This is a genomic window from Catellatospora sichuanensis (assembly GCF_007483665.1).
In the GTDB taxonomy this organism is placed as follows: Bacteria; Actinomycetota; Actinomycetes; order Mycobacteriales; family Micromonosporaceae; genus Catellatospora; species Catellatospora sichuanensis.
Genome location: NZ_ML660193.1, coordinates 23473 through 37045, shown reverse-complemented (window position 1 = coordinate 37045; position 13573 = coordinate 23473). Strand labels below are relative to the sequence as shown.

Below are 13573 nucleotides of genomic sequence, written 5' to 3'. Positions count from 1 at the left end.
CCTGTGCCGCCCAACAGCCGCGGGCCTGGCAGCTCCGCATACAGCGACCCGCCCAACACAGCCCAACAAGACTCTTACCAGTCACTACGTCGAGTCGATCATCGACAGGCGCAACTGCTACAGAGCTTCTTGGCTCGGATCTGTTGGGTGCTGCTGACCTGATGGAGGCCTCCTGCGCCGCGACCGGCGCAGTCTCGAGGAGGTCACCGTGACGCAATCTGTATCCCCTTGGCCCGAAGGAGCGCTCGACGCCTTGCAGCGGGCTTTTGGCCTGCTGTGCTGCCGTCCCCAGCCACTATCGCTGGACGGCCGGGCGCTTGCAGGCCTGCCAGCTCGCAGCATCCCACTCGACGAGCTGCGCCGCCTGTTAATGCGACCCGATGCCAGCCCGTCGGTGCGTGACACCGTATGGCGGGAACTGGTCGCCCGTGCACGACGCGGCCCGGCGGCCTGGGTTGTGGCAGCCGCGGGAATGGCCCTGCCCGGTCTGCGCCGCACGGCCGGGGCACTGTCGGCGGGGATGGTAGGCGAGCGCGCAGACCTGGACGCGGAGCTGCTGGCCGGTTTTCTGCAGGCGCTGCACACCGCGGACATCGACGCCGCCCATGTGTACCCGCGACTGATCCGGGCAGGGGAGCGGGCCGCGCTGCGGTTTCGCGACGCCGACGCGCGCCACCAGGTCGTCAGCGGCGGCGGGTTCTGGTCGTCCGCGCCAGCACGGCCCTGGGATCACCCCGATCTAGTGCTGCTGCGCGCCGTAGCCGCCAACGTGATCACCGCCGGTGAGGCGACGCTGATCGGGTCGACGCGCCTGGATCTGGTGCCCCTGGCCAAAGCCGCCGCACAGGCCGGCATCTCCGTGGCCGCGGCCCGGCAGCGCCGCCGCCGCGCCGAGCACCGCCTTGCCGCGTCCCTGTCCGACCACGAACACGCCCCCACACCCACCTACGGCCCGTAGACGGGCTGTGTTGGGCCGCTGTTGGCCAGGCCGTTGTCACAAACAGCCCAACACCACGGCACTTGGTAGATGAGCAGCCGCAAGAACGCGGCCGCCGACACAGCCGCGGCAACCTGCGCAGGCGCCGATGACGGCAAGACCCGACGGCCCGCCCCGCAGGCCGGTCCGCTGCGGACCCCGCCACCATCAGAAAGGTCGCCCGAGATGCGGTCTGTCCTCGAGCACGTACTGTCCATGGCCCCGGCGCCGGGGTCTCCGGCGCTTTCGATCAAGTCCCTGCCGGAAGTGATCGGCAACCTCACCGCGTGGATCATCGGGATCCTCGCCGGTGTCGCCACCCTGTTCCTCACGATCGGCGGCCTGCGCTACCTGGCCGCCGGCGGCGACCCCGCCGAAGTCGAACGCGCCAAGGGGTCCCTGCGCTCGGCGATGCTCGGCTACGCCCTGGCCCTGCTCGCCCCGGTGCTGCTCGACATCGTCCGCGGCATCGTCGGTGCCTGAGATGTTCCCGCCGATCCCGCTGCCCGACGTCGGGGACCTAATACCCGGCTCGCCGGTGCAGGCAATGCTCAACAGCCTCAACACGTTCCTCGCGCAGGTACTGCTCGACGTGCTGTCGTCGCTGCTGGACCTGCTGGGCGCCAGCGTGTTCACGTCCCCGGACGTGACCGTCCTTCCGCAGGTCCAGCAGGTCACCGCCACCAGCGTCGGCGTCGTGAACACCTGCTTCGTCGTCGCGGTGCTCGCCGCCGGTGCGATGACCATGGCCGGTGGTGTCGTGCAGGTCCGGCACAGCATCTCCGAGCTGGGTTCGCGGCTGGTCGTGGCGTTCATCGGCGCGAACTTCGCCGCACCGCTGTGCTCCGGCCTGATCGAGCTCGCCAACGCGATCACCGGCGCGATGACCGCGGGCAGCATCTGGGCCCCGCAGTCCCTGACGACACTGCGTGACCTGATCACCGCGGCGCAGGCAGACCTGTCCGGGACGACCGCGTTCCTGTTCACGGTCGTGCTCGTCCTCATCGCCGTGCTGGCCGGGCTGCTGATGTGCCAGTGGATCGTCCGCGTCGGGATCCTGATCGTCCTGGCGGCGATCGCACCGGTCGCGTTGGCGTGCCACGGCCTTCCGGGAACCGACGGGGCGGCGCGGGCGTGGTGGCGGTCGCTGCTGGCCGCGCTGGGCACCCAGGTGCTGCAGGCGGTGAGCCTGCACCTGTGCGTCCAGGTCCTGGTCGGCGACGGCACGAAGATGCTGGCCCGTGGCGCTGCCGGGCGGCAGCTGTCGGTGCTGCACCTGTTCGTGGTTCTGGTCCTGCTGTGGGGCACCGCCCGCATCCCCGGCCTGATGCGCCAGTTCGTCACCCGCGGAGGTGGCGGCCCCAGGTTGGGTTCGTACCTGTTCAAGACCGTGGTCCTGCACCGCGGCATGAGCCTGCTACGTCCCGGCCGCACTGCCGGCCGGGCGGGTGGAGCAGCGCAGGTCGTCAACATCCGCAACATCTCGTACAACCGCCTGGCCACCCCCGCCGTGCCGCCAGGCCGTCCCGGCAACCGCACCCCGACCGGAACCGGCTGGCCCACCTCAACCCGCCCTAGCCCACGCCCGCCCGCAGGCGCCACACCCGCCCGGCCCAACCCGCAGCAAACCCGTCCACGCCCGAGGAGACGCCCATGACCGACCACGACCTGGACCTGGGCGCGCACATCCCCGCCGACGTCGACGCCCCCGACAAAGTCCTCTACGGCCTGACGTTCCGCCAACTGGCGATCCTCGCCGCGACCGCCGCCGGCCTGTGGCTCGGCTGGCGTCACTTCGCCGACGACCTACCCGCCCCGCTACTGGTCGCCGCCGGCGTCGTCGTCGCAGCCGTCGCGGTCACGGTCACACTCGGCCGCCGCGACGGCCTCACCCTCGACCGGTGGCTCCTTTCCGCCCTGGCCCACGCCCGCACCCCCAAACGCCTCGCTCCCGCCACCAACCGCTCTGGCCCCGGCGCCCAACTCATCCACACCACCGGTTCGAATTCGCTACCGGCAGTGCTGCGCCTACCCGCGACAGCCGTCGGCGCGGACGGCGTACTCGACCTCGGACCGCATGGCAACGCGGCGATAGTCACCGTGTCGACCGTGAACTTCACCCTGCGCACCTCCCAAGAGCAGGCCGCGCTCATCGACGCGTTCGGCCGCTGGCTCAACGCCCTGCCCTGCCCCACGCAGCTGCTCATCACCGCCCGGCCACTCGACCTCACCGCCCGCACCACCGCCCTACACACCACCGCCACACAGCTGCCCGACCCGGCCCTGGCCGCGATGGCCACCGAACACGCCGACTTCCTCACCGACCTCGCCACCACGACCGAACCCCTGGCCCGGCAGATCCTCGTCATCCTCCGCGACCCGAACCCCGCCCGCGCACGCCACCACGCCGAAGACACCGCCGCCGCCCTCACCCGCTGCGGCGCGACCTGCCGCGTCCTCGACCCCACCCAAGTCGTCACCGTGCTCGCCCACGCCGTCGACCCGTTCCGCCCCGGAGGACTACCATGACCCGCCACCCCCGCGACCTGCCCCACCCGGCAGGCGTCCACGTCCAACCCCACCAGCTGCGCCTGGGCTCCAGCGTCTGCGCATCGTTCGCGATCACCGGCTATCCCGCCGAAGTCAGCCCCACCTGGCTCGAACCATTACTGTCCTGGCCCGGACGCCTCGACGTCGCGATCCACCTGGAACCCGTCGACCCCGCGACCGCCGCCGACCGGCTACGCCGCCAACGAGCCCGCATGGAATCCGGACGCCGCATCGCCGACCAGCGCGGCACCATCGCCGACCCCTACCTCGACGCCGCCGCAGACGACGCAGCCATGCTCGCCGAACGCGTCGCCCGCGGCGCGGCGAAACTGTTCCGCACCGGCCTCTACCTCACCGTCCACGCCGCCACCGAAACCGAACTGCGCGACGCCTGCCGGCAGGTCCGCGCCGCTGCCGCATCCGTGCTCCTCGACGCCCAACCCGCGACGTTCCGCCAAACCCAGGCCTGGACCACCACCCTGCCCCTGGGCGTCGACGACCTGCACATCGCCCGCACGATGGACACCACCAGCATCGCCGCCGCATTCCCCCTCGCGAGCGCCGACCTCCCACAGCCCCTACCCGGCGACCCCGCACCGGTCGGCGGGACCCTGTACGGCATCAACCCCACCACCGGCGGGGTCGTCTGGTGGGACCGGTTCACCCAGGACAACCACAACTCGGTCGTGCTCGCACGGTCCGGCGCGGGCAAGTCCTACCTGATCAAACTCGAGACGCTGCGCAGCCTTTACCAGGGCACCCATGTCACCGTCATCGACCCCGAAGACGAGTACACCCGCCTGGCTCACGCCGTCGGCGGCACCGTCATCGCCCTCGGCGCGCCCGGGGTGCGCATTAACCCGTTCGACATCCCTGCCGGTGACAGCCGGCCCGACGCATATACCCGCCGGCTGCTGTTCGCCCATACCGCCGTCACCGTGCTGCTCGGCTCCGAACAGGTAACCCCCACCGACCGCGCCGCCCTCGACCGGGCGCTGATCGCCTGTTACCAGCACGCCGGCATCACTCCCGACCCCGACACCTGGAGCAGACCCGCACCACTGCTGCGCGACCTCGCCACGACCCTCGACCAAGACACCGACCCCATCGCCAGCACCCTCGCCGCACGCCTTGCACCGTGGAGCACCGGCAGCCACCGGCACCTGTTCGACGGACCCACCACCCACACCCCCAACAGCCACCTCACCGTCTGGTCCCTACGCGCCCTGCCCGACGAACTACGCGCCATCGGCACCCTGCTGGCACTGGACGCGACCTGGCGCACCGTCGACACCCCACCGACTCTTGGGCAGCGCCCACCCCGACGGATCGTGGTGGTCGACGAGGCGTGGCTACTGATGCGCGACGGCGAAGGCGCTCGCTTCCTGCACCGCATGGCCAAAGCCTCCCGCAAACGCGGAGCAGGCCTGACCGTCGTCACCCAGGACGCCGCCGACCTGCTCGGCAGCGACCTCGGCCTCGCTGTGGTGTCGAACGCCGCCACTCAGATCCTCATGCGGCAGGCACCCCAGGCTATCGAAGCCGTCGCCGACACGTTCGCCCTGACCGCGGGGGAGCGGTACTACCTGCTGTCTGCGACAAGGGGAAACGGTCTGCTCGTCGCTGGAGGCAACAGGGTCGCCTTCGCTCAGGTCGCCTCCGACACCGAACACCGTCTGTGCGCGACGGGAGCCGACGATGCTGATCTATGACGTGGCCTTGTGGCTGTGCGGTCACCCGTGGACAGCGCTGCCGGTGGTGCCTGCAGCAGCGGCTGTGGCAGTCCTGGCGCGCACTAGATTGCTGGCGTGGCGGCACCGCCGCCTGACATCAGGCGCGAAGCTGATCACCGTCGCCGTACCACCACAGGTCGACGCCGCTGGCGCTGCCACGTTCTGGACCACCGCCGCCGGACTCCTGCGCGTCGGCGGCTGGCGCCGACACCTCTACGGAACACCCCACCTCGCACTCGAGTATGTGTGGTTCGGCCGGGCTCTGACCATCCGCATCTGGACACCAGGCACTCTCGCCGCCCAGCTGGTCGAAACCGCGGCCCGCGCCGCATGGCCCGCAGCGACCACGACCACCACCGACGCCCACCCACCCCTACCAGCAGGACACCCCACCGCAGGCGCAGCACTCCGGCCGGCCCGACCCGACGTACTTCCGATACGCACCGACCACGACACCGACCCGCTACGGCCCCTGCTCGCCCTCGGCGCGACCCTGCACAGCTCCCAGCACCTCGCGGTGCAGGTCCTGGCACGCCCCGCCACCGGCCGCCGCACCACGTACGCGGCCACCGCCCCGACCCGGATGAGGCAGCCGGCAACCGGCAGCAGCCTGGGCGACCCAGCCGCCCTCCTGCGGTTCATCCTCGACCTGTTCCTGCCCGGCAACACGCGGACCGGTCGACCCGACACTGCCGCCCGGCGAGCTGATCCGGTCGCCGACCGCGACGCCAAGGCAGCCCTCGACAAGACCGGGTATCCGCTGTGGGAGACCGCGATCCGCTACGCCGTCACCGACACCACCAGCCGCGCCGGCACCGACCCGACCCCTCGGCTACGCACCCTGGTCAAAGGCGTGACGGCGGCGTTCAACGCCTACACCGACCGCAACCGCCTACGCGCCATGCGCCTACCCGACCCCCAACCCGTCCTCGCAGCCCGCGCCATGCGCCGCGGGTTCCTCACGTCCACCCCGGAACTCGCCGCGCTCGCCGGCCTGCCCCTCGACATCGCCGTCCCTGGCCTGCAACGCGCCCGGGCCAAGGCCGTCCCCGCGCCGGTCGACGTCCCCACGGGGGGCCGCCACGTCAAACCCCTGGGCCGCGCCGAGGCAGGTGGGCACGGCGTCGGGCTGCCGGTCGCCGATGCCCGCCAGCACCTGCACGTACTGGGCTCGACCGGCTCCGGCAAATCCACACTGCTGGCCAACCTGGTCCTGGACGACATCGCCGCCCGCCGCGGCGTCGTGGTCATCGACCCCAAAGGCGACCTCGTCAACGACCTCCTAGAGCGCATCCCCGCGACCGCCGCCGACCGCCTCGTCCTGATCGACCCCGACCAGGAACACACCCCCGCCCTCAACCCGCTGCAGGGCGACGACCACGACCTGGCCGTCGACAACATCGTGTCGATCTTCGCGAAGATCTTCCAACGCCACTGGGGACCCCGCATCGACGACGTCCTACGCGTGTCCTGCCACACCCTGCTCCGCCACGCCGGCGCGAACCTCACCCTCATCCCACCCCTGCTACAGGACAAGCAGTTCCGGGCCCGGTTCACCCACGACCTCGACGACCCCGAAGGCCTGCGCGGTTTCTGGGACTGGTACGAGACCACCCCACCACCTTTACGCGCCCAGGTCATCGGCCCCGTCCTGGCCCGGCTGCGCTCGTTCCTGCTGCGCGACTTCGTCCGCCGCACCCTGGGCACACCCGTCTCGAGTTTCGACATGGGCGACATCCTCGACGGCGGCATCCTCCTCGCACGCCTACCCAAAGGCACCCTCGGCGAAGAGACCACCCGCCTGCTCGGCTCGTTCGTCCTGGCCTCGACCTGGCAGGCCGCCACCGCACGATCCCGGCTACCCGAAGCACAGCGCCGCGACGCCACCATCGTCATCGACGAAGCACACAACTTCCTGACCCTGCCCCGGTCGGTCGACGACATGCTCGCCGAAGCCCGCGGCTACCGCCTGTCCATGATCCTGGCCCATCAACACCTGGCCCAACTACCGAAGGAGACCCTCGCGGCGCTGTCAGCTAACGCCCGTAACAAGGTCTTCTTCGCGTGCGCGCCCGAAGACGCCAAAACCCTCGCCCGGCACACCGTCCCGCACCTGGACGAGCACGACCTGCACAGCCTCGACGCCTACACCGCCGCCACCCGCCTGGTCATCAGCTCCCGCGAAACCGCCGCCTTCACCCTCAAGACCCGGCCCCTGCCACCACCGGTGGGGGAGAGCACCGCGCTACGCGCCGCGGCCGCCCGCCGCTTCGCCGAGCGGCCCGACCGCCTTCGTGGTGTATCGGCCATGGCCCGGACCACGGCTCGCACCGGCCGTACCGACCCGCCCTGAACGGAAATACAGGCAGCCATTGGCTGGCAGCGGCCCGCAGGCCCCATGCCGTGCAGCACATCCGGCAGCGGCCCGGTTGGCAACCCGGCCGGTCGGCGGCCTGCCGCCCGACATCCCGATCACCAACCGCCACAACACCCAGCTTGGAGACGACCTTGTGCGCCGCAGAAAGACCCCGACATCCCCTCACGGGGGCTCCCCTTCTCACCGGGGGTGACCGCATGGACCTCACCGCGGTCACCCCGATGCTCACCGACCGTGACATCCGCATCATCGAACTACTCGGCGAACACGGCGTGCTCACCTCACCGCAGATCACCGCCGCGTTCTTCGGATCACCGCACACCGCGCTGCACCGGCTGCGGCTACTACGCATCTGGGGAGTACTCGAACGGTTCGTGCGCTACCGGCCCGGGTTCGGCTCCTTCCCCTACCACTGGGTGACCGGCCCCGTCGGCGCGCGCTGGCTGGCTCTGTCCCGCGACGAACCCCCACCGAGCCTGCGCGTGATCAGGGAACGACGCGACCGTCTGGCATCCAGTCCGAAACTGGACCACCTGCTCGGGGTGAACCAGTTCTTCATCGAACTGTTGGCCAACAGTCGCGCCGACGGCGGGTCCCACCTGGTGCGGTGGTGGTCCGAACGCACCACGGCCAACCGCTTCGGCCGGCGCGTCAACCCCGACGGCCACGGCCTGTGGACGGCCGACGGACGGGCGGTCGGGTTCTTCCTCGAGCACGACACCGGCACTGAATCCCTGGACCGGCTCGTCGCCAAGCTCGACCGCTACCGCAGGCTGCGCGCCGAAGGCGGACCGGGCTTGCCTGTGTTGTTCTGGCTGGGCTCCAGGACCAGGGAGCAGAACCTGCACCGGCGGCTCAACGGCAAAGACCACGGCGCCGTGGTGGCCACCGCGTCACGCGACGGCGGGATGCCACCATGGCAGCCGGTATGGAAGGTGCAAGGCAACGGCCGTCATCGCTTGGCCCTGCACGAACTGCCCTGCGACCTCGGCACCCCGGGCCCTCTCAACCCCGACTGAAAGGCATTGTTGGGTGCCTGGCGCCGCCGTGCCAGCACTGGCCAGATACGGGCTGACCTGCGCTGTTTGGTGGAGCCTCTATCGTCAGGGCACAACGTTTCACCACCACAGCACCATCCGCACACCCCGGGACACTTCCGGGCCGTGGGACGGCAGTCCACCCGCAATCGCCGGTCGACACCGAGCACCCCACGCCCCCGGACTCCCGCCCGGTAGGCGGAGCAGCAAACCCCACTGCCAAACGGCAGGCCGCATTCGCCATCTGGTGACGCCCGTCCACCGGACACGCCAGTCCACCGCCAGTCGCGGACGCATTGTGCACATCCCACCGTCGACTGCACCGGCACTCAGGCTCCGGCTCGACCTGCCACGCCCCACGTCCGCGAAGCACTGCGCCTCAAACGTGCAGTTCTGCTGCCGCGTGCGCGGACAGCCCACCCCATCCAACGACCACCCCAGAAAGGGGAGCTGCGCTGTGCGCGAGACCCTCAGCCTGTACCGCGGGCACGACTTCCTGCCCTCAACCGAGCAGGTGGCCGCGATCCCGACCATCTACGCCCAGGACGGCGTACCCACCACCGACAAGATCGTCCACCTGCACTACACCGCCAAGTTCGGCGAATGGTGGATCACCGAACTCGACCAGCAGACCTGGGTCGGGTTCGGGTTCGTGCGCCTGACCGCGATGCCCGAGTGCGCCGAGTGGGGCTACATCCCCCTCGGCGAACTCGAAGCGGCCATGGACCCGTACGGCAACATCGTCGACCGCGACCTGCGCTGGCAGCCCACTTCCGGCGGTGCGATCCCCGGAATTCGGCACCTGTGAAGCCCGCCGCCATTGGCGTCGACACCGTCCTGACCGGCGACGGCTGCACCCTGACCATCACCTACACCGGCCCCGAACACGACCTCGCCCGGGCCCTCGCCGAGATCGCCCGCGACCTTGCCGAGCACGGCCCCGCCAGCCCGTTCTGGGACGAACTTACCCCCGGCCAGCGCGACCTGCTCGCAGCCCACACGGCCTGACCATCCGGGCACCACACCCGACCGGCTACTGCTGGTCCCACAGTCGACGCCCACGCCACCCGGCGGGGCGTCTTTCCGTATCACCCAACGAGAGGAACCACACCCGTGGCCCACGAACTGGAAGTCTTCGCCGACGGACGCGCCGCGTTCGCCACCGCCCGCCTCGACGCCTGGCACCGCCTCGGCACCGTCACCACCGACGCCATGACCGCCGAGCAGGCCCTGTCCACCGCCCTGCTGGCGGGGTGGAACGTCCGCAAAGCCCGGCTGCAGGCCGTCGACCTCACCGCCGACGGCGTCACCATCCTGGACGTGCCCGACTACCAGGCCACCATCCGCACCCACCCCGTCACCGGCAAACCCGACCTGCTCGGTGTCGTCGGCACCGACTACAAGGTCATCCAGAACGAGGAATGCACCGAGCTCATCAACCTGCTCGTCGACGAGTCCGGGGCACACTTCGAAACCGCGGGCAGCCTGCGCGGCGGCCGTCAGGTGTTCCTCACCATGAAACTGCCCAGAACCCTGCGCGTGGCCGGCGTCGACGACATCGACCTGTACCTCGCGGTGACGACCAGCCACGACGGGTCGGCGGCCCTGCGCATCGACGCCACACCTGTCCGCGTGGTGTGCGCCAACACGCAGCGGATGGCGCTGCGGGCCTCGCGCGGGCACTACACCTTCCGGCACACCGCCAACGTCAAAGGCAAGATCGCCCAAGCCCGGTCGGCGATCGGGCTGATGTTCGACTACTGCGACGCCTTCGAAGCCGAAGCCCAAGCCATGATCGAAACCGAGTTGTCCCTGGCCCGGTTCCGCAAGGTCTGCGCAGACCTGTGGCCCATGCCCGACAACCCCACCTCACGGACCCGCGGCTACCACGCCCGACGCACCGCAACCCTCGACGACCTGTTCACCACCGCCGACACCCAAGCCAACGTCCGCGGATCGGCGTGGGCCGGGCTGCAGGCCATCGGGGAGTACCTCGACCACCACGCACCCGCCGCCAACGCCGCCAAGCGCGCCGAACGGGTCCTGACCTCCGGCACCGTCGCCCGCCTCAAGCAGACCGCCTACACCCTGCTCGCCTGACCAGATCCCGCCGCACCACTGCAACCGGTGAGCAACTGAATCAACGCAGTACCTGAACTACCCATCGCCTCGGGGCGCCACCCCCGAGGGGTGGCGCCCCTTCACCATTTGAAGGGAGCCTCATGGCCATTCAAGCCATCCTGGCATATCCGATGCAGGGCCCAGCCGAACCCGACGACACGCAAGCCTTCACTGTGGACCCGGCCGGGCTCGATTATTCTCAGCTGTACGCAGGGCTGGCGGCACGAACCCGACAGGCTGTGATTTCGGCCGTCATCGACGGCACGATCTGTGCAGAGGCCGCGGACAGTGTGCTGGCCGAGTGGGGCCTGCCGCCGCTGCCGAAGCTGTGGCCGGTGACAGCGACCGTCGCAGTCGGCTACTGCCGCGCGTATCACGACCCGGCCGAGGCCGGCGCGGCGGTGCAGCCGTTCATCCACGCGAGCCTGTCGCAGATCCTCGACCTCGGCATCGCGGTCGGCTACCCCGCCGATATTCGGGTCACACCCCACTCGGGCGGGCCGCAGTTCACGGTCACCGCGACGGTGGCTTTGACCGTGCCGGTCAAAGCCGACGACGCCGACACCGCGCTGGGCACCGCCAGGCGGCAATTGCTCGACCAGATCACCGCAAGCCGATCCGGGCTGCCGCTGTTCGTCGACATCCAGCGGGCCAGTTGGTCCTGCGCGCCGCCCCGGCCCACGGAGCTCGACCTCGACCGAGACGCTCCGACATGGACCCCCGCGTCCTCCGAGGCCGAAGTCGCCGCTGAAGGGCCGTCCGCGGAGCCCGTCTGGTACCACCACCGCGACGCGGCCGACCGCACCAGGCTGGGACTGCTGCGCCGCGCGATCAGGAGCCGGGTGATCACCGCGGTCGGCGACGACCTGGCCCACCTGCCCGACCCCGCCGCGCGCGTCGACCGGTTCCTGGCCGATATCGGCCTCGACCCGCTACCCAGGGCCTGGCTGGTATGCGTCAACGCGGCCACGACCCTGACCCTGCCCGCCGCCGGCAACGACCGCGCACAGGCAACCGTGCAGGCCGCTTTCGCCGCCCGGACCTGCCACGAGCGGATCAGCGTCGACGACTACTTCATCGACGCCCACGGCCAGTGGCTCGACAACGGGCTCTGGCAGGCCACCTGGGGCGAAACCCTGCGGGTCTGGGTCCGCGCACCCGACCAGCACACCGCCGCCGACGCCGCGACCCGCCTGGCCCGCGCGCACCTCGACGCCCTGGACCTGCCTCAGCTGCACGGCCACCGCCTCCACGTCACCGGCGCCGCCCAGACCATCGACCCGGTCTTGGACCCAGCACGCGACTGACAGCACGCAGCTAGCTCTCCGGCATCCCGTCCGGGGGTGTCCGGCACCCGTGAAAACGCCCCGGGACGCCCAAATGCCTGCAAGCAACGCGCCCCGGGGCCTCCATATGGAGGTGTCCATTGTCCACCCTGCCCCTGCTGATCGCCACCGTCGTGGCCGCAGCACTGCTTCTCGCCGGGCGGGCCACCGCCTTGCCGGCGCTGCGGCGCACCCGCGCCGCCTACGAACACGCCTGGCACCTCGCGCACGTCGACGAGCTCACCGGCCTACCCAACCGCCGCCACGCCCTACCGCTGCTTGAACAGCGACTCGCAGACCGGGAACCGACGATGGTCATGCTCCTCGACCTCGACCGGTTCAAGACCATCAACGACGAACATGGTCACGCCGCCGGCGACCAGCTCCTGCAGCAATGTGCTGTTCGCCTCGAAAACGCCACCGCAACCGTCGGCGGGTACGCGGCACGGCTCGGCGGCGACGAGTTCCTGCTCATCCTGCCCACCGCAGCGGGGAACTACGCGAACCTCGCCGCCGACATCCTCGGCCTGCTCGAACGGCCCCTGACCCTGCACCCCGACCTCGACAACACCATCAAACTCACCCCACGCGCCAGCGCGGGACTCGCGCTGACCGGCCCGCAGGCCTGGACCGGCACAGCCCTGCTCCACCGTGCAGACATCGCCCTCTACCAGGCCAAACGTGAAGAAGCCTGGTACTGGCTCCACCACGACAGCGCAACCCAGACGGTTCCCGGCCGCAACCAGGTCCGGCTACGGGACCTGCACCGCACCCCTGGCCGCCACCACATGCAGGAGGGACAGGCGTGAAGCTGTACTGCCCGGCCTGCTGTGAACCCGCGCGCAACACCCCACCGTTCGGCCCCTACCCGAAGACCGTCCGCGTCCCGCGGCACAGCCACCACGACGGCACACCCCTGTGTCCGGTCGTCGGTGCCGACGGTTATGAACCCCACTGGCCCCGCCAGCGCGACCTCGACATCCGCACACTGCGCCGCGGACGGTTCGCGGTCCCGACCCACCACCCCTGCCGCGGCCCCCAAGCCGCCTGCGTCCTCAATCTCGACGAGCCGCACGACATCTGCGTCAAACTCCGCCATGACGACCGCCACCTACCCCTGGGCGCACCCGGCCTCGCCCGGTCCCTCGATGCCCGCCACAGCAAGGTTCTCGCCGACTGGCTGCACACCCACACCGACGACTACCTCCACCTCATCCCCGAGACCGGCCACGAGCACGCCTACCGCGTCATCGCGGTGACCGTCGCGTGGCTGAACTGGTGCGCCGAGCACACCGGCTTCCGGGTCCACACCTTCTGGCCCTAGCTGACACAACCGACAACCGGGGCCCGGCAAGGCCGGGCCCAGCACTTTCACCTGCGTGGTGTGGCGGACTTTCCGCCACACCACGCCCCCGTTCCAAGCCCGGGGGATTATAAAGGCACGTAATAACGCC

Annotated in this window: 13 protein-coding genes; all 13 read left to right on the top strand. The window is 70.4% G+C overall.

Features of this window, described 5'->3' with window-relative positions:
• Positions 1-394 precede the first annotated feature (394 nt).
• The 13 genes from FLL47_RS13985 to FLL47_RS13925 all read left to right on the top strand — a co-directional run bounded on the left by FLL47_RS13985 (position 395) and on the right by FLL47_RS13925 (position 13443).
• Positions 395-958: a hypothetical protein gene (locus FLL47_RS13985; protein ID WP_144120952.1), complete on the top strand. Its 564-nt coding sequence runs from the start codon at positions 395-397 to the stop codon at positions 956-958.
• 204 nt (positions 959-1162) lie between these two features.
• Positions 1163-1459 carry a pilin gene (locus FLL47_RS43625; protein WP_246157901.1) on the top strand — a complete coding sequence of 99 codons (297 nt, stop codon included), beginning with the start codon at positions 1163-1165 and terminating at the stop codon, positions 1457-1459.
• 1 nt (position 1460) lies between these two features.
• Entirely contained in the window at positions 1461-2633 is a 1173-nt protein-coding gene (locus tag FLL47_RS13975; RefSeq protein ID WP_144120951.1) for a conjugal transfer protein TrbL family protein, read from the top strand.
• A complete protein-coding gene (locus FLL47_RS13970) occupies positions 2630-3505 on the top strand; it encodes a PrgI family protein (protein ID WP_144120950.1) in 876 nt (291 codons plus the stop codon). The genes FLL47_RS13975 and FLL47_RS13970 overlap by 4 nt, the downstream gene beginning before the upstream one ends.
• The gene (locus FLL47_RS13965) at positions 3502-5238 is read left to right on the top strand and encodes a VirB4 family type IV secretion system protein (protein ID WP_144120949.1); all 1737 of its coding nucleotides are present in this window, start codon (positions 3502-3504) and stop codon (positions 5236-5238) included. The genes FLL47_RS13970 and FLL47_RS13965 overlap by 4 nt, the downstream gene beginning before the upstream one ends.
• Positions 5225-7612, top strand: coding sequence for a type IV secretory system conjugative DNA transfer family protein (locus tag FLL47_RS13960; RefSeq protein ID WP_144120948.1), 2388 nt, complete (start codon positions 5225-5227; stop codon positions 7610-7612). The genes FLL47_RS13965 and FLL47_RS13960 overlap by 14 nt, the downstream gene beginning before the upstream one ends.
• A 221-nt stretch (positions 7613-7833) precedes the next feature.
• Positions 7834-8655: a replication-relaxation family protein gene (locus FLL47_RS13955; protein ID WP_144120947.1), complete on the top strand. Its 822-nt coding sequence runs from the start codon at positions 7834-7836 to the stop codon at positions 8653-8655.
• 475 nt (positions 8656-9130) lie between these two features.
• A complete protein-coding gene (locus FLL47_RS13950) occupies positions 9131-9481 on the top strand; it encodes a DUF2958 domain-containing protein (protein ID WP_144120946.1) in 351 nt (116 codons plus the stop codon).
• The gene (locus tag FLL47_RS13945; RefSeq protein ID WP_144120945.1) at positions 9478-9681 is read left to right on the top strand and encodes a hypothetical protein; all 204 of its coding nucleotides are present in this window, start codon (positions 9478-9480) and stop codon (positions 9679-9681) included. The genes FLL47_RS13950 and FLL47_RS13945 overlap by 4 nt, the downstream gene beginning before the upstream one ends.
• A 105-nt stretch (positions 9682-9786) precedes the next feature.
• Positions 9787-10773 (top strand): DUF932 domain-containing protein, encoded by a 987-nt coding sequence (locus tag FLL47_RS13940; protein WP_144120944.1) that lies wholly within the window; start codon positions 9787-9789, stop codon positions 10771-10773.
• A 122-nt stretch (positions 10774-10895) separates the two neighbouring features.
• Positions 10896-12101: a hypothetical protein gene (locus FLL47_RS13935; protein ID WP_144120943.1), complete on the top strand. Its 1206-nt coding sequence runs from the start codon at positions 10896-10898 to the stop codon at positions 12099-12101.
• A gap of 119 nt (positions 12102-12220) precedes the next feature.
• A complete protein-coding gene (locus FLL47_RS13930) occupies positions 12221-12928 on the top strand; it encodes a GGDEF domain-containing protein (protein ID WP_186315724.1) in 708 nt (235 codons plus the stop codon).
• The gene (locus FLL47_RS13925) at positions 12925-13443 is read left to right on the top strand and encodes a hypothetical protein (RefSeq protein WP_144120941.1); all 519 of its coding nucleotides are present in this window, start codon (positions 12925-12927) and stop codon (positions 13441-13443) included. Before FLL47_RS13930 ends, FLL47_RS13925 begins: the two co-directional genes overlap by 4 nt.
• Positions 13444-13573 lie beyond the last annotated feature (130 nt).

What these genes read in the sequence shown, in the direction of transcription:
- FLL47_RS43625 (WP_246157901.1), top strand. Translation starts at nt 1,163, where the DNA reads ATGCGGTCTGTCCTCGAGCACGTACTGTCCATGGCCCCGGCGCCGGGG.
- FLL47_RS13975 (WP_144120951.1), top strand. Translation starts at nt 1,461, where the DNA reads ATGTTCCCGCCGATCCCGCTGCCCGACGTCGGGGACCTAATACCCGGC.
- FLL47_RS13970 (WP_144120950.1), top strand. Translation starts at nt 2,630, where the DNA reads ATGACCGACCACGACCTGGACCTGGGCGCGCACATCCCCGCCGACGTC.
- FLL47_RS13965 (WP_144120949.1), top strand. Translation starts at nt 3,502, where the DNA reads ATGACCCGCCACCCCCGCGACCTGCCCCACCCGGCAGGCGTCCACGTC.
- FLL47_RS13960 (WP_144120948.1), top strand. Translation starts at nt 5,225, where the DNA reads ATGCTGATCTATGACGTGGCCTTGTGGCTGTGCGGTCACCCGTGGACA.
- FLL47_RS13955 (WP_144120947.1), top strand. Translation starts at nt 7,834, where the DNA reads ATGGACCTCACCGCGGTCACCCCGATGCTCACCGACCGTGACATCCGC.
- FLL47_RS13935 (WP_144120943.1), top strand. Translation starts at nt 10,896, where the DNA reads ATGGCCATTCAAGCCATCCTGGCATATCCGATGCAGGGCCCAGCCGAA.